19 protein-coding genes are annotated in these 17,333 nt (G+C 69.6%); 8 read left to right on the top strand and 11 right to left on the bottom strand.

Annotation, left to right across the window (positions count from 1 at the left end; genetic code table 11):
* Nucleotides 1-71 precede the first annotated feature (71 nt).
* A complete protein-coding gene (locus QSK35_RS35860) occupies nucleotides 72-371 on the top strand; it encodes a hypothetical protein (RefSeq protein WP_285752152.1) in 300 nt (99 codons plus the stop codon).
* Here QSK35_RS35860 and rho read toward each other — a convergent pair.
* The 3 genes from rho to QSK35_RS35845 form a co-directional block, all read right to left on the bottom strand.
* Entirely contained in the window at nucleotides 361-1,464 is a 1,104-nt protein-coding gene (gene rho, locus QSK35_RS35855) for a transcription termination factor Rho (protein ID WP_285752308.1), read from the bottom strand. The two genes, QSK35_RS35860 and rho, sit on opposite strands and share 11 nt — an antisense overlap.
* A 211-nt stretch (nucleotides 1,465-1,675) precedes the next feature.
* Nucleotides 1,676-3,193, bottom strand: a complete 1,518-nt coding sequence (glpK, locus tag QSK35_RS35850) for a glycerol kinase GlpK (RefSeq protein ID WP_285752151.1) — start codon at nucleotides 3,191-3,193, stop codon at nucleotides 1,676-1,678.
* A 44-nt stretch (nucleotides 3,194-3,237) separates the two neighbouring features.
* Nucleotides 3,238-4,002 carry an IclR family transcriptional regulator gene (locus QSK35_RS35845; protein WP_285752150.1) on the bottom strand — a complete coding sequence of 255 codons (765 nt, stop codon included), beginning with the start codon at nucleotides 4,000-4,002 and terminating at the stop codon, nucleotides 3,238-3,240.
* 256 nt (nucleotides 4,003-4,258) lie between these two features.
* Here QSK35_RS35845 and QSK35_RS35840 point away from each other — a divergent pair, with 256 nt between their 5' ends.
* The 5 genes from QSK35_RS35840 (at nucleotide 4,259) to QSK35_RS35820 (ending at nucleotide 9,259) form a co-directional block, all read left to right on the top strand.
* Entirely contained in the window at nucleotides 4,259-5,059 is an 801-nt protein-coding gene (locus tag QSK35_RS35840; protein WP_285752149.1) for an MIP/aquaporin family protein, read from the top strand.
* Nucleotides 5,060-5,081: 22 nt separating this feature from the next.
* Nucleotides 5,082-6,599, top strand: coding sequence for a glycerol kinase GlpK (gene glpK, locus QSK35_RS35835; RefSeq protein WP_285752148.1), 1,518 nt, complete (start codon nucleotides 5,082-5,084; stop codon nucleotides 6,597-6,599).
* Nucleotides 6,600-6,617: 18 nt separating this feature from the next.
* A complete protein-coding gene (locus tag QSK35_RS35830; RefSeq protein WP_285752147.1) occupies nucleotides 6,618-8,249 on the top strand; it encodes a glycerol-3-phosphate dehydrogenase/oxidase in 1,632 nt (543 codons plus the stop codon).
* A 69-nt stretch (nucleotides 8,250-8,318) separates the two neighbouring features.
* Nucleotides 8,319-8,642: a hypothetical protein gene (locus QSK35_RS35825; protein WP_285752146.1), complete on the top strand. Its 324-nt coding sequence runs from the start codon at nucleotides 8,319-8,321 to the stop codon at nucleotides 8,640-8,642.
* Nucleotides 8,639-9,259: a dihydrofolate reductase family protein gene (locus QSK35_RS35820; RefSeq protein ID WP_285752145.1), complete on the top strand. Its 621-nt coding sequence runs from the start codon at nucleotides 8,639-8,641 to the stop codon at nucleotides 9,257-9,259. Before QSK35_RS35825 ends, QSK35_RS35820 begins: the two co-directional genes overlap by 4 nt.
* 62 nt (nucleotides 9,260-9,321) lie before the next feature.
* Here the strand turns inward: QSK35_RS35820 and QSK35_RS35815 are convergent, their stop codons facing one another.
* On the bottom strand, nucleotides 9,322-9,876 hold the full coding sequence (locus tag QSK35_RS35815) for an RICIN domain-containing protein (RefSeq protein ID WP_285752144.1): 555 nt from the start codon (nucleotides 9,874-9,876) through the stop codon (nucleotides 9,322-9,324).
* 183 nt (nucleotides 9,877-10,059) lie between these two features.
* Between QSK35_RS35815 and QSK35_RS35810 the strand changes: the two genes are divergently transcribed.
* Complete coding sequence (locus QSK35_RS35810) at nucleotides 10,060-10,878, top strand: hypothetical protein (RefSeq protein WP_285752143.1); 819 nt, start codon at nucleotides 10,060-10,062, stop codon at nucleotides 10,876-10,878.
* Here the strand turns inward: QSK35_RS35810 and QSK35_RS35805 are convergent.
* Nucleotides 10,875-11,834: a LuxR C-terminal-related transcriptional regulator gene (locus QSK35_RS35805; protein ID WP_285752142.1), complete on the bottom strand. Its 960-nt coding sequence runs from the start codon at nucleotides 11,832-11,834 to the stop codon at nucleotides 10,875-10,877. The genes QSK35_RS35810 and QSK35_RS35805 overlap by 4 nt on opposite strands.
* Before the next feature lie 44 nt (nucleotides 11,835-11,878).
* Nucleotides 11,879-12,694, bottom strand: a complete 816-nt coding sequence (locus QSK35_RS35800; RefSeq protein ID WP_285752141.1) for an SDR family oxidoreductase — start codon at nucleotides 12,692-12,694, stop codon at nucleotides 11,879-11,881.
* A gap of 87 nt (nucleotides 12,695-12,781) precedes the next feature.
* Here QSK35_RS35800 and QSK35_RS35795 point away from each other — a divergent pair, with 87 nt between their 5' ends.
* Entirely contained in the window at nucleotides 12,782-13,189 is a 408-nt protein-coding gene (locus QSK35_RS35795; RefSeq protein ID WP_285752140.1) for a MarR family winged helix-turn-helix transcriptional regulator, read from the top strand.
* Here QSK35_RS35795 and QSK35_RS35790 read toward each other — a convergent pair.
* The 5 genes from QSK35_RS35790 to QSK35_RS35770 are packed head-to-tail and all read right to left on the bottom strand — an operon-like array spanning nucleotide 13,186 to nucleotide 17,081.
* The gene (locus tag QSK35_RS35790) at nucleotides 13,186-13,596 is read right to left on the bottom strand and encodes a VOC family protein (protein ID WP_285752139.1); all 411 of its coding nucleotides are present in this window, start codon (nucleotides 13,594-13,596) and stop codon (nucleotides 13,186-13,188) included. The genes QSK35_RS35795 and QSK35_RS35790 overlap by 4 nt on opposite strands.
* A gap of 10 nt (nucleotides 13,597-13,606) precedes the next feature.
* Nucleotides 13,607-14,038: a helix-turn-helix transcriptional regulator gene (locus QSK35_RS35785; RefSeq protein ID WP_502881765.1), complete on the bottom strand. Its 432-nt coding sequence runs from the start codon at nucleotides 14,036-14,038 to the stop codon at nucleotides 13,607-13,609.
* A 10-nt stretch (nucleotides 14,039-14,048) separates the two neighbouring features.
* Entirely contained in the window at nucleotides 14,049-15,533 is a 1,485-nt protein-coding gene (locus QSK35_RS35780; protein ID WP_285752138.1) for an MFS transporter, read from the bottom strand.
* A gap of 28 nt (nucleotides 15,534-15,561) precedes the next feature.
* Complete coding sequence (locus QSK35_RS35775) at nucleotides 15,562-16,470, bottom strand: LysR family transcriptional regulator (protein ID WP_285752137.1); 909 nt, start codon at nucleotides 16,468-16,470, stop codon at nucleotides 15,562-15,564.
* A gap of 14 nt (nucleotides 16,471-16,484) precedes the next feature.
* Complete coding sequence (locus tag QSK35_RS35770; RefSeq protein ID WP_285752136.1) at nucleotides 16,485-17,081, bottom strand: flavodoxin family protein; 597 nt, start codon at nucleotides 17,079-17,081, stop codon at nucleotides 16,485-16,487.
* Nucleotides 17,082-17,333 lie beyond the last annotated feature (252 nt).

Here is a 17,333-nt window from a genome sequence, read left to right as displayed (position 1 = left end):
ATGCTGGGCGAGCTGCGTGCGGGCGTGGGCGCGCCGAGGTTGAACTGCGCCGATCGGGGTACTCGTCGCGCATGGCGAGAGCAGAGCCGGCCGCCCCGACGGACGAGCCGCGAAGACGCCCGCGCCGGAACCCCACCGGCGACCTGGATGTGGCCCTGCGCGAGGCGCTGGCCGAGATCCGGGCCGACTCGCCCGGCGACGGCGGCACCCAACGGGCGCTCGACCTCCTGCGCGTGGCGCTCACCAGGGCAAACGGGGCTCCGCAGGCCGTCGCGTGTGCACAGGCCGCGGCCGAACACCTCTTGTACGGCGAACTGCCCGAGGCGCGCACGTTGCTGACGGCCGCACGGGGCGTGCTCGCTAGCGGCTGAGCCCGGTCAGGAACTCGTGGTTCGTGCGGGTCTTGCGCAGACCGTCGAGCAGTACGTCGATGTCGCGGCCGTCGAGCGCGCGGCGCAGCGTCTGGGTGATGGCCAGCTCCTCAGGCGACAGCAGGAGGTCGTCGCGGCGGGTGCCGGACTGGTCGATGTCGACGGCCGGGAAGACGCGCTTGCCCGCGAGCCTGCGGTCGAGTTTCAGCTCGGCGTTGCCGGTGGCCTTGTACTCCTCGAAGATCAGCGTGTCGCCCGCGGAACCGGTCTCCACGAGCGCGGTGGCGAAGATGGTCAGTGAGCCGCCGCCCTCGACGTTGCGGGCCGCGCCGAGGAACCGCTTGGGCGGCAGCAGCGCGCTGGAGTCCACGCCGCCGGACAGGATCCGGCCGGACGCGGGCGCGGCCAGGTTGTAGGCACGGCCGAGCCGCGTCAGGGAGTCGAGCAGCACCACCACGTCCCGGCCGTCCTCGACCAGGCGCTTGGCCCGTTCGATGGCCAGCTCGGCGATCGCGATGTGGTCGGCGGGGGACTGGTCGAACGTCGAGGCGATGATCTCGCCGGGCACACCGCGGCGCATGTCGGTGACCTCCTCGGGACGTTCCCCGACCAGCACCACGATCAGGTGGCACTCCGGGTTGTTCTTGCTGATGCCGTGCGCGATCGCTTGCAGCACAGTGGTTTTGCCCGCCTTCGGTGGCGCGACGATCAGTGCGCGCTGGCCCTTGCCGACGGGCATCACCAGGTCGATGACGCGGGTGGTCAGATCGTCGGGGCGGGTCTCCAGCCGGAGTCGCTCGGTCGGGTGCACGGGCATCAGGTCGTTGAATTCGGGGCGTCCCAAGGCATGCGCGTGGCCGTTGACCTCGTCGACCCGCACCAACGGCCGGCGTTTGCCCTTCGCGATGCCGGCGGTGCCGGTGATCAGGTCGCCCCGGCGCAGGCCGAGGCGCGCAACCAGTGACTGTGGCACGAACACGTCGTCCGGGCCGGGCAGGTAGCCGCGAGTGCGGAGGTAAGCGTTGTGGTCTCGGATGTCGAGGATGCCGCTGACTGGCGTCGGCACCTCGGTTTTTTCGTTTGCTGGTAACAATGTTGCGGTCATGATGGGGTTGTGTCCTTTCCGGACAGAAGCGGTCCGTGGTCAAACACGGAACCGAGATGCGCGACGCGCGCCACGAAAGGGGGGCGCTGCGGCGTGAGGATCCTGTGGGAGGCAATCGCCAACATCCACAGGGGGATGACCCCAAGATAGCGTGACGAGGCGGACGCCGCAACGTTCTTTGCTGTGACGTCCGCGGCAGCTAGTTCGTCTTCCGTCCCGACTTGGCCCAGGCGAACGTCAGCTCGACGGCCCGCTTCCAGTTCGCGTACTCCTCGTCGCGGTGCGCCGGGTCCATCTGTGGCGTCCACCGGGCGGCGAGGTGCCAGTTGCGGCGCAGACCCTCGAGATCCGGCCAGTATCCGACGGCGAGACCGGCGGCGTAGGCGGCGCCGAGCGACACGGTCTCGGCGACCAGCGGGCGCATGACGGGCACGTCGAGAACGTCGGCGATGAACTGCATCAGCAGGTGGTCGGCGGTCATGCCACCGTCCACTCGCAACCGCTGCGCGGGCACGCCGAGGTCGGCGTTCATGGCGTCGACGACCTCACGCGTCTGCCACGCGGTCGCCTCGAGCGCCGCGCGCGCCAGGTGTCCCTTGGTGATGTAGGAGGTGAGCCCGACGACGAGACCGCGGGCCCGCGGCAGCCAGTGCGGAGCGAACAGTCCGGAGAACGCGGGCACGATGTAGCACCCGCCGTTGTCCTTCACGGTACGGGCCAAGGTTTCGATCTCGGGAGCCGTGTGGATCAGGCCCAGGTTGTCGCGGAACCACTGCACCAGCGAACCGGTGACGGCGATCGACCCCTCCAGCGCGTACGTCGCGGGCTCGCCGCCGAGCTGGTAACCGATCGTCGTCAGCAGGCCGTGCTGCGACCGGACGAGCGTGTTGCCGGTGTTCATCAACAGGAAGCTGCCGGTGCCGTACGTGCACTTGGTGTCGCCCTTGGCAAAGCACGTCTGACCGAACAGCGCCGCCTGCTGGTCGCCGAGCGCGGCGGCGATCTCGATGCCGGGCACGACGCGCACGGTCCGGCCGCGGATCTCGGTCGACGGCCGGATCTCCGGCAGCATCTGCTGCGGGATGTCGAAGAACGCCAGCAGCTCCGGATCCCATTTCTGGGTGCTGAGGTTCATCAGCATCGTGCGCGACGCGTTCGTCACGTCCGTGACGTGCAGTCCACCGTGGACACCGCCGGTGAGGTTCCAGATCAGCCAGCTGTCCATGGTGCCGAACAGGACGTCGCCGCGTTCCGCGCGGTCGCGCAGACCGGAAACGTTGTCCAGCAACCACTTCAGCTTGGGCGCGGAGAAGTAGGTCGCGAGCGGGAGGCCGCAGCGGTCGCGGACCTGGTCGATGCCCGGCCGGGCCTCCAGTTCGGCGATGAGCGACTCGGTGCGGATGTCCTCCCACGTGATCGCCCGCCCCACGGGGACACCGGTGTGCCGGTCCCACACGACGGCCGTCTCGCGCTGGTTCGTGATGCCCAGCGCCGCCACCTGGTCGGCGGAGATCCCGGCGTCGCGTAGCGCCTGCGGCATGATCCGGTCGACGTTGCGCCAGATCTCGACGGCGTCCTGCTCGACCCAGCCGGGCCGGGGGTGGTGCTGGCGGTGTTCGCGCTGGGCGACGGAGACCAGGCGGGCGTTGTGGTCGAACAGGATGCAGCGCGTCGACGTGGTTCCCTGGTCGATCGCCATGACGAACCGTTGAACCATGGTCAGGAGTCCCTTGCTGTGGCGGCGGAAGTTCTGCGAGGACCTCAACTCTCGGCGGCGAGCGCGCGGGTCACGGCCTCGGCGGCCTGCAACACCTGACTCACGAGTGCGGGCCGCGGGCGGCCCGCGGTGTCGCATATCCGGTCCACGGCACCGGATATTCCCATCGCTCCCACGACGAGGCCGCCGGGTATTCGGATGGGCGCGGCGATGCTGGCCTCGCCCGGCATGTACTCCTCGGCCTCACCGGCCCAGCCCGCCGACCGCACCTCGGCCAGCACCCGTTCCAGCGCCGCCGGCCGCACGATGGTGCGGCGGGTCAGCGACGTCAGCTCGCGGCTGCGGATCGCCGCGGACAGGTCGGGGTCGTAGGCGGCGAGCACCTTGCCGAGCGCGGTGGCGTGCAGCGGCAGCATGGCGCCGATGCCGAGGGTCTGCATCGTGTCGTCGGGCCGGAACACGTGGTGCACGACGAGCACGGCGCCGTCGAGGTGCATGCCGATCCGGACGGCCTGGCCACTGCGCGCGGCGAGCGTGTCCGCCCAGTTGATCGACCGGGACCGCAGCTCGTTGGCGTCGAGGTAGCTGGTGCCGAGGTGCAACAGGGCCGCACCGAGGCGGTAACGGCCGGTCGCCCGGTCCTGTTCGACGAACTCGACCCGTTGCAGGGTGCGCAGGATCCCGTGCGCGGTGCCCCGCGGCAGACCCAGCGAATCCGAGATCTCCGTGAGACCGTGGTGACCCGAGCCGCGCGCCAGCAGCCGCAGCATCGCGGCGGCGCGTTCGATCGACTGGATGGGACCCGGCACGGCTGGGAACGTAATCGAGCGGGTCGTTGTCGGCAATGTCGAACACGTACCGAACCGCTTGAGCACGCAAAAACCCCAGGAAGGCCTTGTCGGCCGCCCGTACCTACCCGCAGGTCGGGTGTGGCCGGGGTCACGGTGTCGACATTGTCGAACAGCTCCTGTTGAACGGTGGATTACGCCGAAGCTACGTTCCGCCTCGCTCACCGGAAGTCGCAGAGCGTGAGCGCACGGCCGTTCAAGGACGAATGGAGGAAGCGTGGGTCTCGGAGAAGTCTTCGTCAGCGAGGTCCTCGGAACCGGAACACTCCTGTTGCTGGGTGCCGGTGTCGTGGCGAACGTGCTGCTCACCAAGTCAAAAGGGATCGACGGCGGTTGGCTGCTGATCAACTTCGGCTGGGGGCTCGCCGTCTTCGCGGGTGTGTTCGTGGCGTACAAGTCCGGCGCCCATCTCAACCCCGCGGTCACGCTGGGCATCATCACCAGCGGTGGTAAGGAGTTCGCCCCCGGTGTCCCCGTCACCGCCATGGCGACGATCGTCTATGTAGCAGGCCAGATGCTCGGCGCCTTCCTCGGCGCATGCGGTGCCTTCCTCGCGTACAAGAAGCACTTCGACGAGGAGCCGGACGAGACCAAGAAGCTCGGCGTGTTCTCCACCGGCCCGGAGATCCGCAGCTACAGCTGGAACCTGGTCACTGAGATCATCGGCACCTTCGTGCTGGTGTTCGTGATCCTGGCGTTCGGGCACACCCCGAACCAGCTCGGCCCGCTGGCCGCGGCGCTGCTCGTCGTCGGTATCGGCGCCTCGCTCGGTGGTCCGACCGGCTACGCGATCAACCCGGCCCGTGACCTCGGCCCGCGCATCGCACACGCGCTGTTGCCGTTGCACTACAAGGCTTCCGTCGCGGTCGGTGTCGGAGTGGGTGCGCGCAGTGACGACGCCAACCCCGGACCGGAGAAGCCCGTGAAGGACTCCGACTGGGGCTACGCGTGGGTGCCGGTGGTCGGCCCGCTCGTCGGCGGCGCCCTGGCCGGTGTGATCTCCCAGCTCGTGTTCTGACCACTCCTCGAAAGGACGCAGGATGACCCAGTACGTTCTCGCCGTCGACCAGGGCACGACCAGCACGCGGGCGATCATCTTCGACCACTCCGGCTCGATCGTGTCGGTGGGACAGAAGGAGCACGAGCAGATCTTCCCGCGCGCCGGGTGGGTGGAGCACGACCCGAAGGAGATCTCGGAGAACACCCGGTTCGTCATCGGCCAGGCCCTGGCCACCGCGGACCTCAACACCGGCGACCTCGCCGCCGTCGGCATCACCAACCAGCGCGAGACCGCGGTCGTATGGGACAAGAACACCGGTGAGCCGGTGTACAACGCGATCGTCTGGCAGGACACCCGCACCCAGGCGATCGTCGAGGAGCTCGGCGCCCTCGGCGGAGGCGCCGAGCGGTACCGCGAGAAGGTGGGCCTGCCGCTGGCGACCTACTTCTCCGGCCCCAAGATCCGCTGGATCCTCGACAACGTCGAGGGCGCGCGCGAGCGGGCCGAGGCCGGTGACCTGTTGTTCGGCAACACCGACACGTGGACGCTGTGGAACCTCACGGGTGGCCCCAACGGCGGTGTGCACGCCACCGACGTGACCAACGCGTCGCGGACCATGCTGATGGACCTCGACACGCTGCAGTGGGACGCGGAGATCGCCGCCGAGATGGGCATCCCGCTGTCGATGCTGCCGGAGATCCGTTCCTCTTCGGAGGTCTACGGCACCGGCGGTCCGGGCGGTGTGCTCAAGGGCGTGCCGATCGCGGGCATCCTGGGCGACCAGCAGGCCGCGACGTTCGGCCAGGCCTGCTACGAGCCCGGCACCGCGAAGAACACCTACGGCACCGGCAACTTCATGTTGCTCAACACCGGTACCGAGAAGGTCGCGTCGAAGAACGGCCTGCTGACCACGGTCTGCTACAAGATCGGCGATGAGGCCCCTGTTTACGCCCTCGAGGGCTCGATCGCGGTCACCGGTTCGCTGGTGCAGTGGTTGCGCGACAACCTCGGCATCATCGGGTCGGCTCCGGAGATCGAGACGCTGGCGCGGTCGGTGGAGGACAACGGTGGCGCGTACTTCGTGCCGGCGTTCTCCGGTCTGTTCGCGCCGTACTGGCGGGCGGACGCCCGTGGCGCGGTCGTGGGCCTCACGAGGTTCGTCAACAAGGGCCACCTGGCCCGTGCCGTGCTGGAGGCGACGGCGTTCCAGACCCGCGAGGTGCTGGACGCGATGAACGCCGACTCCGGTGTCCCGCTGACCGAGCTGAAGGTCGACGGCGGCATGGTCGCGAACGAGCTGCTCATGCAGTTCCAGGCCGACATCCTCGACGTTCCCGTGGTGCGGCCGAAGGTCGCGGAGACCACCGCGCTCGGTGCGGCGTACGCGGCCGGGCTCGCGGTGGGCTACTGGAAGGGCCTGGACGAGCTGCGCGCGAACTGGGCCGAGGACAAGCGCTGGCAGCCGGAGCTGGACGCGGCCGAGCGTGAACGCGTGTACCGGAACTGGAAGAAGGCAGTCACCAAGTCGTTCGACTGGGTCGACGACGACGTCCGCTAGGAACGAAAGGAGCACCTGGTGTTCGCAAGGCTGGATCCGGCTCGGCGGGCCGCGGCGCTGACCTCACTCGACGACACCGAGTTCGACGTTCTCGTCATCGGTGGCGGCGTGGTCGGCGCGGGCGCCGCCCTGGACGCGGCCTCGCGCGGCCTGCAGGTCGCGCTGGTCGAAGCCCACGACTGGGCGGCGGGCACGTCGAGCCGGTCCAGCAAGCTCATCCACGGCGGGTTGCGTTATCTGGAGCAGCGGGACTTCAAGCTGGTCCGCGAGGCGCTCAAGGAACGCGGCCTGCTGTTGCGCCGCCTGGCGCCGCACCTCGTGCGGCCGGTGCCGTTCCTGTTCCCGTTGAACAGCGCGTGGGAACGGGCGTACGTCGGCGCGGGCGTGCTGCTGTACGACAGCATCGGCGGTGCGGGCGCGCTGCCGATGCACCGGCACCTGTCGCGCCGCAAGGCGCTGGAGGTGGCGCCGGCGTTGCGGCCGGACGCCCTGACCGGCGCGGTGCGCTACTTCGACGCCCAGATGGACGACGCGCGGTTCGCCACGGCCATCGTGCGCACCGCCGCCCAGCACGGCGCCACGGTGCTGAGCCGGGTCAAGGCCACCGCTCTGGTGCGCACCGACGGTGTGGTGACCGGCGCCCGCGTGCAGGACGTGTTGTCCGGTCAGACGCACGAGGTGCGGGCGCGCCGGGTGATCGGCGCGACGGGCGTGTGGACCGGTGAGCTGAGCCAGGACGTGCCGTTCCGCGTCCGGATGTCCAAGGGCGTGCACCTGCTGGTGCCGCGCGAACGCATCGAGCTCGGCACCGGCCTGATCACGCGCACCGAGAAGAGCGTGCTGTTCGTGATCCCGTGGGGCAGCTACTGGATCATCGGCACCACCGACACGCCGTGGGAGGACGACCCCGCAGGCCCCACGGTGACGTCGGAGGACATCGAGTACCTGCTGCAGCACGTCAACGCCGTGCTGCGCGACCCGCTGACCCTGGACGACATCGTCGGCAGCTACGCGGGCCTGCGTCCGTTGCTGGACGGTGCCTCCGGTGAGACGGCGAAGCTGTCCCGGGAACACGCGGTCGCCGAGCCGGAACCCGGCTACTTCGTCATCGCGGGCGGCAAGTACACGACGTACCGGGTCATGGCGGCCGATGTCGTGGACGCTGCGGCCCACGGGCTCGGTCAGGCGGTGGCGCCGTCGCTGACCGACCGGCTGCCGATCTGCGGTGCCGTGGGCTACCAGGAGCTGTGGGCCGACCGGGCGGGCATCGCCGCACGTGCGGGCCTACCGGTGTCCACAGTGGAGCATCTGCTCAACCGGTACGGCTCGGCCACCACCGACCTGCTGGCGATGATCGAGCACGACCGGGCGCTGGCGGCCCCGATCGAGGCGGCGGGCGAGTACCTCGCGGCCGAGGTCGTCTACGCCGTCACCCACGAGGGCGCGCTCGACCTCGACGACGTGCTGTGCCGGCGCACCCGGATCGCGATCGAACACCCCTGCCGCGGGATCGCCGCACTCGACCAGGTCGCGGACCTGATCAGCGGCCCCCTCGGCTGGACTCCCGCCGCGCGCGACGCGGCGGTCAAGGCCTACCGCGCGGCCGCACTGGAAGAGCTGGCCGCCCAGCACTCACCGGCAGTGGCCTGACCCGACCTCAGCCGGTGCGGCGGAAACCCCGAGACGTCGCACCGGCTGAACCCCAATACGGAGAGAAAGATGACTGGCGCGGAGCTGATCGAGCGTCTTCGCAAAGAAGGCGGTTTTCGGTGGCTGCCGCTGCTGGGAACCACCGGGCAGGTCACGGGGGTGCACCTGACCCGGTTCCTGCCCGGCGGCCATCTGGACGTGGTGCAGGCGTGGGACGAGCGCTGGGCGGCGTGGGCCCGATTATCCGACGCTCCGGACGCCGACGCGCCCTTCACGGGGCCGCAGTGCACGAGCGTCGTGAGCGGCGCGTTCGCCCAGGTCGCCGCGAAACTTCTGCCGCTTCAGCCCTGCCCCGATGAGTTTCGGAGCTGGTGGCGGTCTACTGGTGCATGACCAAGACAACGTGCCACATCACCGTATCCGTTGACGGCTTCGTCGCCGGCCCGAACCAGAGCCCCGAGAACCCCCTCGGCGAGGGCGGCGAGGACCTGCACCAGTGGATGGTCGAAACGTCCACCTGGCGCAAGGACGGGGGTGAGCGCACCCCGGACGACGACATGGTCGACGAGATCCTCGGCGGGATCGGCGCCTTCATCATGGGCCGCAACATGTTCGGCGGCGGTCCCGGCCCCTGGGAGGAGTCGTGGACCGGCTGGTGGGGCGAGGATCCGCCGTACCACGCGCCCGTTTTCGTGCTGACCCACTACCCGCGTGAGCCGGTGAAGATGCCGGGCGGCACCACGTACCACTTCGTCACCGACGGAATCGAGTCGGCGCTTTCGCAAGCCAAGGCCGCGGCCGGCGACAAGATGGTCGCGATCGCGGGTGGCGCGCAGGCGGTCCAGCAGTATCTGCGGGCCGGGCTGCTCGACGAGCTCACCCTGCACATCTCGCCGATCTGCCTCGGTTCGGGGGAGCGCCTGCTGGAGAACGTCGGCAACCCCGTCCTGGAACCGATCCGGGTGATCGCCTCGCCGAAGGTCACCCACGTCACCTACCGCGTGGGCTGACCGTTATGGCCACCTTCACGGACCTCAAGTCCGTGAAGGTGGCCATAACGGTTCTCACCGGGTCAACCGATGTTGAGGCGGAACTGCTGCTCGGTCGCGCCGCCGACGCAGTCCCAGATGTTGAGGATCACCCAGTCGTCCGTGCTGGCGTGCGGCACGTCGATGCACCGGCCGCTGAACCGGTTGACGAAGTTGACGTAACCGTTGCCGAGCTCGACGATCCGGTACTGCTGGGTCAGGCTGCCGTTGCAGTTGAACTGCTGCGTGCGCGCGCCGTTCCAGCCGCCGCCCCACTCGACGTCGACGCACTTGCGGCTGTTCTGGTTCTGGATCTCGTAGTAGCCGTCACCGTTCCCGATGAACAGGAACTTCGCCGCGGGCGTGTGGTCGCAGTGGAACTGCTGGATCCACGCGCCGTTGTCGCCGGAACCGTGCGCCACGTTGACGCACTTGCCGCTGTTGCGGTTGATCGCTTCGGCGTAGAACGCGCCGGGGAGGCTCTGGATCCTGACGGCGGCGGTGCCGGCGGCGGGTGCGGCGGTGGCCGTCGCCGTGGACAGGGCGGTGATCGCCAGCCCGGCGGCGAGGGCCAGTCCGCGCACGAGTCTGTTGCGCATGGTTCGTCTCCTGGTTTCTTCGGTTCCCGGCTGTCCGGGTGCCGCAACGCTGGCAGCGCGATCCCTTGCCGCATAAGGGCACGACCGGCCAATGTCCGCTCCCGGACACCCGGCGCTGACCGGATTCGGTCACTGGCCGGATCCGGTCGTCCACCACGGCTTTTGCGCCTTTACTGTGCAGAAATGCGTCGTTGCCTCGTACTGATCCTCGCCCTGTGCCTTCTCGGAACGCCCGCGCTCGCCGATCCGTCGACCCCGTGCGGGTTGTGGGAGCGCCAGGTGTACGCGGTCACGAACGACGGTGGCCTCGTGCGGCACACGTTCTGCCTGGACGCCAACCGCACCGAGTCGCGCTGGATGAACGAACGGGTCGTCGCCACGACCGGCTGGGCCGATGTGTCCACAGTGTTCTGGTCCGGCACGCGGTACGACCGGGGCGTGTTCTACCGCGTCTCGGCGACCGACGGCACGCTGCACGAGTCGGCCGATCTCCAGTCGTGGCAGCAGGTTTCGCCGGCCGACTGGCGCGGGTTCACGTCGCTGATCTCCCCGGAACCGGACGTCGTCTACGGCACGGACCCGTCCGGCACCGTGCGCCGGTGGGTGCGGTGGCGCGAGGAGAAGGTCGGCGTACTGCCCGAGGGCAGCAGGCTGCTGGGACGGACCGAGGACGGGTTCGCCGGGATCGACGGGACGGATCCGGGCGTGGTGAGCGTGTGGCCGGGCGAGCTCGGCAAGTTCCGGATCCGCATCACCGCTCCGTCCACTGTGGACCCGGCGCGGGCGGTGCCGTTCGACCTGGGGCAGAAGTACCCGACCTCGGCGTGGACCGTCACCACGACCGGACGGCTGGCCGACGTGGTTCCGGTCAGCTGCGCCAAGCTTGGCCGCACGTGGCAGGTCGACGAGGAGACCGGCGGCGGGTACCGGCTGGTCTTCGCCGGTGACTACACGCCGAACGGGCAGGGCCCGGTCGAATGGCAGTGTGTGGGCAAGCCCTAGTGGTCGAGCCAGCCGTCGCGCACGATGACGGCGGTCGCGGTGATCCGGTTGTCCACCCCGAGCAGTTCGAGCGCGGCGGAGATGTGCCGGCGCACGGTCCGTTCGCTCACGTCGAGGTGGCGGGCGATCGCGGCGTCGGTCATCCCGCCGATCATCAGCCGCAGCACGCCGCGCTGGGTGGGGGAGAACTTGCTCTCCACGCCGCCGTCGTGCAACGGCAGGGCGCGGTTCCACAACAGCTCGAAGTACATGCGCAGCGCGGACACGATGACCGGCGCCCGCACCAGTACGGCGCCCTCCATGCCGGTCGGGTCGAGCGGCAGCAGCGCCGCGCGGTCGTCGACCAGGACCATCTTCATCGGCAGCTCGGGCAGCACCCGCAGCTGCCAGCCGCCCTCCGCGCACCGGCGGACCATCTCGCCGGCGAACGGCAGGTCCAGCACGGGCCGCGAGTAGATGTTGCGGAACCGGACCCCGCGGTCGAGCACCTCGGCCGGCGGCACCTTGGCCGACCGGCCGTCGGGCGGGTTGCGGTAGTGCTCGGTCTCGAGGTTGGAGAACTCGCGTTCGGCGGACAGGCACAGTTCCACCGAGAGCGCGCCGATCTCGGCCGGGTCGGTGTAGACGCGGACGGCGTCGCTGTCGGCGCCGGCCGCGTAGGACCGTTGAAGCTCGTGCATCTGCTCACGGACCCGCACGATCATTCGGTGCTGGTCGAGCATCCGCCGCTGCACGCTGATCAGCGCCTGGTCGACCGCGCGGGACGGTTCGACCGGCACGATCACCGGTTCACCGACGAACCGCCTGCGCGCGAACCCGGCGTCGATGAGCTCGTCGAGATCCGGTGACCCGGCGAGCTCCGGGTGGTCGGCGATGCGCAGCCGGCCCGCCGACAGCAACCGTTGGTAGAGCTCGGCCGCCGGTCCGTTGAGCAACCCGGCCAGCACTTCCGGCATTCCCGTCCCCCTCCGCGTGGCTGGGGCGAGAACTTAGCGTGGTGTCAGGAGATCCACGTGGTGGTCAAGTCCTGTACGGCCGAGCCGTCCAGATCGGACAGCTTCAAACCGGTGAACCGCTTCGCCCAATCGGACGTCTGCATGCGGAACGGCGGGTGCTCGTCGGTCAGCGCGGCGAGCACGGTCGCGGCGGCCTCGTCGGAGGTCTGGGCGCCGGCGAACGACGTGCCGGTGCGCGAGAGGTAGGCCTTGAGCTCGGCGGCGTACGGCCCGGCCGTCTCGAGGACGGTCTCGCGGTCGACGCCGACGTTGGCGACGAACTCGCTGGCGACCGCGCCGGGCTCAACGACGGTGACGGTCACACCCTGTTGCGCGGCAACGGGTGCGAGGCTCTCCATCATGCCCTCGACCGCGAACTTGGCGGCGCAGTACGCCTCGTTGAACGGCTGCCCGACGACGCCGCCGACGCTGGTGACGGTGATCAGCCGGCCGCGGCTGGCGCGCAGGTGCGGCATCGCGGCCTTGGTGACCTGGACGACGCCGAAGAAGTTGGTCTCCATGACCTTGCGGAAGTTGTCGACGGAGTCGGTCTCGACCGTGCCGATGTGCCCGGCGCCCGCGTTGTTGACCACGGCGTCCAGACGGCCGTATTCGGCGATGACGCCGTCGATCGCGGCGGTGATGGAGTCGCCGTCGGTCACGTCGAGCCGCCGGACGTCGATGTCTGGTGCCGCGGCGCGCAGGGCGCCGGCGCGCGAGGTGTCGCGCATCGTGGCCACCACCTGGTGTCCTGCCTTCGCGGCCTGGACCGCGGTGGCGAGGCCGATGCCGGACGACGTGCCGGTGACGAGTACGACCATGGTCTGCCTCAGTTCATGTCCATGATGGTTATTGACATGAACTAGTGTGCCTGGAGATAGTTCATGTCGTCAACTATGATGCTCGTCATGGACAAGGTCAGCACCGAGGTCGTGGCGCTCTTCGCCCAGATCGTCGACCGCTACACCAAGGAGTACGAGCAGGCGGCGGCCGCGCGGGACCTGACGTCCATCCAGGCCAAGGTGCTGGCCGCGCTCGACGAGCCGCAGCCCATGCACGTCATCGCCTCGAAGCTCGGGTCGGAGCGGTCCAACGTCACCGGGATCATCGACCGGCTGCAGGCGCGCGGGCTGGTGGAGCGGCGGCCCGACGAGCGGGACCGGCGGGTGAAGTACATCGTCGCGACCGAGGAGGGGCGACGGCTGGCCCTGGAGTTCCGGGGGGCGTTGCGGTTCGCGGCGGAACCGTTGGCCGCGCTGGGCGCGGCCGACCGGCGTCAGTTGCGGGATCTGCTGAGGCGGATGCTCGGCGACTAGGTGAGCTGGTTGATACGAACCATGTTCCCGGCAGGGTCGCGGAACGCGCAGTCGCGCACGCCGTAGGGCTGGTCCGCGGGCTCCTGCACGACCTCGGCGCCGCTGGCCTCGACCCGTTCGAACACACCCGCCAGATCGGACGTACCGAGCACAATGGACGCGAAGCAGCCCTTCGCCATCAGCTCGGCGATGGTGCGGCTCTCGTCCTCGGTGATGCCGGGGTCGGCGTTGGGCGGGTAGAGCACGATCGACGTCTGCGGCTGGTCCGCGGGACCGACGGTGATCCAGCGCATGCCGTTGAAGTTGACCTCCTTGCGCACCTCGAACCCGAGCGCGTCGCGGTAGAACGCGAGCGAGGAGTCCGGGTCGTCGGTGGGCAGGAACGTCGAGTGGATGATGAGGGTCATGCCGGTGACGTTAACCGCGGCCCGGCGGCGTCGCTTCTCGATTCCTGATCGGACGCGTGACCGCCTTGACGACGCAGCCGGGCATGTCGACCTCCGCCGAGGCGGCCAGGCGCTTGTAGGCACTCGGCGACATGCCGACCAGTTCGGAGAACCGGGTGCTGAACGTGCCCAGCGACGAGCAGCCCACCTCGAAGCAGACGTCGGTGACCGACATGTCGCCGCGGCGCAGCAGGGTCATGGCGCGCTCGATGCGGCGCGTCATCAGGTAGCTGTAGGGCGACTCGCCGTAGGCGGCGCGGAACGCGCGGCTCAGGTGCCCGGCCGACAGGTGCACGCCGCGCGCCAGCGCCTCGACGTCGAGCGGCTGCGCGTAGTCGCGGTCGATCCGGTCGCGGACGCGGCGCAGCAGGGCCAGCTCGCGCAGGCGTGGATCGGTGGTCACGGGCACCAGGTTAGCTCGTGGCCCGGTCCCGCAAGCACGCCACGACCAGCGCGACCCCGCACAACGACAGCGCGAACGCCCACAGCGCGGTGCTGTGCATGGCCCGCAGGAACGCCTCGTTGATCTCGGTGGCGAGGTCCGGTGCCGCGACCCTCGCCGCCTCGGCCGACACCCGGACCGCGGCCTGTCGCGCAACGGACAGGTGGGTCAGCGTGGGTTCGATCTCGGTGCGGTACGACGCGGTCAGGATCGAGCCGAACACGGCCACCCCGAGCGTCATGCCGACCGGCCGCAGCACGGTGTTGATCGCCGAACCGGCGCCGCTGCGTTCCTTGGGCAGCGCGTCGAGCATCGCCGACGTGGTGGGCGAGGTCACCCAGCCCATACCGAGTCCCTGCACGAGCAGCAGCACCTCGAACCAGATCAGCGGGGTGTCCGTCCCGAAGAACACGTAGCCGGCGTACGTGCCGCCCGCGACCAGCATCCCGGCCGCGACGACCCGCCTGGTGCCCCACCGCCGCACGAGCGCGGGCGTGAGCTGGCTGCCGATGATGATTCCCACCGACGCCGGCGTGATCGCCAGACCCGCCTGCAGCGGCGTCAGTTCACGCAGGCTCTGCAGGTAGAACACGACGTAGAAGAGCTGTCCGGCCAAGGCGGAGAACGTCAGCACCAGGCTGAGGCTGCCGCCCGCGAACTCCCGCCGGCGGAACAGCCGCACGTCGAAGCTCGGTTCGGCCGACCGCAGCTGGCCGATCGCGAACGCCGCCAGCACTCCCACCCCGGCGAGCACCGGCCACCACCACTCGCCGCCGCGGATCACGCCGTACACCACGAGGAACAGCCCGGTGAACGAGAGCGCGAGCCCGGCCAGGTCGAGGCGTCGCGTCGCTCCCTCGCGGAACTCCGGCACGACCGCCGCGATACCGCCCAGGCACAGCAGCGCGATCGGCACGTTGAGCAGGAAGACCGCCGACCAGCCGTACATCTCCAGCAGCGCGCCGCCCGCGATCGGCCCGACGGCGACGGCGACGCCGGTGGCCGAAGCCCAGATCGCGATACCGCGCGGGCGGTCGGCCGCGGGGGAGGAGCGGACGACGAGCGAGAGTGTCGCCGGGGTCAGCAGCGCGGCTCCGAAACCGAGGATCGCGCGCGCCACCACCAACATTGTCGCGGTGGTGGAAAAGGCGGCCAGCAGAGACGCGACGACGAAAACGGACAAACCGATCCGAAGAATGCGCCGCGGCCCGTACCGGTCGCCGAGTGCGCCGCCGGAGAACGTCGCCGCCGCGAAAACGAGCGTGTACGAGCTGAGCGCCCACTCGAGTTCACCCGGAGTCGCGCCGAGCCCGGCGACCGGATCGGCGAGCGTCTTCAACGCAACGTTCAGGATCGCGTTGTTGACCCACACGAGCGTCTGTGCCACGACCAGAACGGCGATGACCCACCGCCATGTGGACCGTCGTCCGGTTTCGACCTGAACGTGATTGGCCATCGGGTCTCCTCCAATTCACGAGCATTCGTCAGGGCAGCAGCGAGCGGTGCCGTTTCACCACGTCGTCGTGCAGGTGGTCGACGACGGCGGCGACCGGGGAGTCCTCGCGCCACACGAGCACCAGCCGGCGCCGCACCGGGGTGCCCGTCAGCGGCCGCAGCACGATTCCGGGCGTGTGCACGCCGGTGGGGTAGAACGCGCCGATCGCCGCTCCGGAGCGCACGATCATCAGCGCGGTGGCGAGGTCGGCGCCGGTGTGCCGGCACCGCGGGGTGTAGCCGGCCTCCTCGCACGCCAGCCGCAGGGAGGCGCCGAGCCCGGAGAGTTTCTCCTCGGGCACCACCCAGTCCTGCCCGGCGAGCTCGGCCAGCGTCAGCTCGGGGCGTTCGGCCAGCGGGTGCGAGGCGACGAGCCCGATGTGGGCGGGCTCGTCGACGAGCGGGCGCGTGCGCAGACCGGCGGGCAACGGCATGGTCACCGCGATCATCTCCGGAACGACGCCGATGTCGAACTCGGACGAGCGCAGCGCCTTGGTGAGCGCCTCCGTGGTGTGGGCGAGGAGGCTGGACTGCTCACGGTCGGGCAGGGCGTCGCGCACCGCGGCGGCGAGCATCGTGACCACCGGTCCGAGCGGCCCGACCACGAACACCTGCGCGGCCGGCCGGTCGGTGTGCGCCAGCAGCCGCGAGGTCTCGATCAGCTCGTCGAACTGACCGAGCAGGTCTCGGGCCCGGCCGATCACGTGCTCGCCCAGCTCGGTCAGCGCCACCCCGCCGGGGTTGCGGGTGAACAGCGGGCCGCCGAACTCCTGCTCGATGCGCTGCAGCTGGGCGGTGAGCCCGGACTGCGCGATCCGCAGCTGCGCGGCCGCCCGGTTGATGCTGCCCGCCTGGGCGACCGACAGCACCACCTGGAGGTGTCGTAACTCGACTTGCACTTCTCACCCCCTGGTCACCGGGCCGGCGCCAGGGCGGCGCGACCGGCGGCCAGGACGAGTGCCTGCTCGGCCACGCGCCGGCCCAGGTGCGCGGCGGTGGCCAGGTCGGCGGCGTGCACCTCGCGTGAGTCCACATTGGACTGCGCTGCCGCGCCGCTGTGGAAGCCCAGGCGGTTCAGGTCGTGCTCACTGGCGTGCACCCGGTTCCAGCCGGGCAGCAGGCCGAGGTTGACCCAGGTCATCCCGTGCTGGGCGGCGAGCGTCGCGAAGTAGGCGAGGGTGGAGGACTTGTCGCCCGCCTTGGAGCCGGAGTTCGTGAACCCGGCCGCCAGCTTGTCCTGCCAGCTCTGCCGCATCCAGCGCCGGGAGGTGGCCTCGGCGAAGCCGTGGAACGCCGCCGAGGCGCCGCCCATGTAGGTGGGGGAGCCGAAGATGATCGCGTCGGCCGCGTCCAGGGTGGCCCATTCGGGCTCGTCCATCGAGTCGACCGGAATCAACACCGACTCGCATCCGGTTACCGAACTCGCCCCTTCGTGCACCGCCGCCGCGAATTTAGCGGTTTGCCCAGTTCCGCTATGGTAGGCGATTGCAATCTGGACCGGACTTTGCATGTTCCCTCCAATAGTCCGACGCACGGAAGAAACCCGGCAACTTCGGTGTCGTATCTGACCACATGGTATTGACCATGCTGGTCCTGCGATAGAGAACTGACAGCATTGGCACATGGGTGATCCTGTTGATACGCCAATTCAGACGCTATTGATACGTCGCGTTATGGTTCGGGACAACTTATAACTGCCGGGTTATCGCCACCTGATAGTGGTCGGCTCTCGTATTTGCTGGAAAGAATCGTGTCGAGCGAC

It is taken from the genome of Lentzea sp. NBRC 105346 (assembly GCF_030269605.1).
GTDB lineage: Bacteria > Actinomycetota > Actinomycetes > Mycobacteriales > Pseudonocardiaceae > Lentzea.
This window is presented reverse-complemented; position numbering and strand designations above follow the sequence as displayed.

Excerpts from the sequence above, each read along its gene's own strand:
- QSK35_RS35860 (WP_285752152.1), top strand. The coding sequence starts at position 72 with ATGGCGAGAGCAGAGCCGGCCGCCCCGACGGACGAGCCGCGAAGACGC.
- glpK (WP_285752151.1), bottom strand. The coding sequence starts at position 3,193 with ATGGTTCAACGGTTCGTCATGGCGATCGACCAGGGAACCACGTCGACG.
- glpK (WP_285752148.1), top strand. The coding sequence starts at position 5,082 with ATGACCCAGTACGTTCTCGCCGTCGACCAGGGCACGACCAGCACGCGG.
- QSK35_RS35825 (WP_285752146.1), top strand. The coding sequence starts at position 8,319 with ATGACTGGCGCGGAGCTGATCGAGCGTCTTCGCAAAGAAGGCGGTTTT.
- QSK35_RS35820 (WP_285752145.1), top strand. The coding sequence starts at position 8,639 with ATGACCAAGACAACGTGCCACATCACCGTATCCGTTGACGGCTTCGTC.
- QSK35_RS35815 (WP_285752144.1), bottom strand. The coding sequence starts at position 9,876 with ATGCGCAACAGACTCGTGCGCGGACTGGCCCTCGCCGCCGGGCTGGCG.
- QSK35_RS35810 (WP_285752143.1), top strand. The coding sequence starts at position 10,060 with ATGCGTCGTTGCCTCGTACTGATCCTCGCCCTGTGCCTTCTCGGAACG.
- QSK35_RS35805 (WP_285752142.1), bottom strand. The coding sequence starts at position 11,834 with ATGCCGGAAGTGCTGGCCGGGTTGCTCAACGGACCGGCGGCCGAGCTC.
- QSK35_RS35800 (WP_285752141.1), bottom strand. The coding sequence starts at position 12,694 with ATGGTCGTACTCGTCACCGGCACGTCGTCCGGCATCGGCCTCGCCACC.
- QSK35_RS35795 (WP_285752140.1), top strand. The coding sequence starts at position 12,782 with ATGGACAAGGTCAGCACCGAGGTCGTGGCGCTCTTCGCCCAGATCGTC.
- QSK35_RS35790 (WP_285752139.1), bottom strand. The coding sequence starts at position 13,596 with ATGACCCTCATCATCCACTCGACGTTCCTGCCCACCGACGACCCGGAC.
- QSK35_RS35780 (WP_285752138.1), bottom strand. The coding sequence starts at position 15,533 with ATGGCCAATCACGTTCAGGTCGAAACCGGACGACGGTCCACATGGCGG.
- QSK35_RS35770 (WP_285752136.1), bottom strand. The coding sequence starts at position 17,081 with ATGCAAAGTCCGGTCCAGATTGCAATCGCCTACCATAGCGGAACTGGG.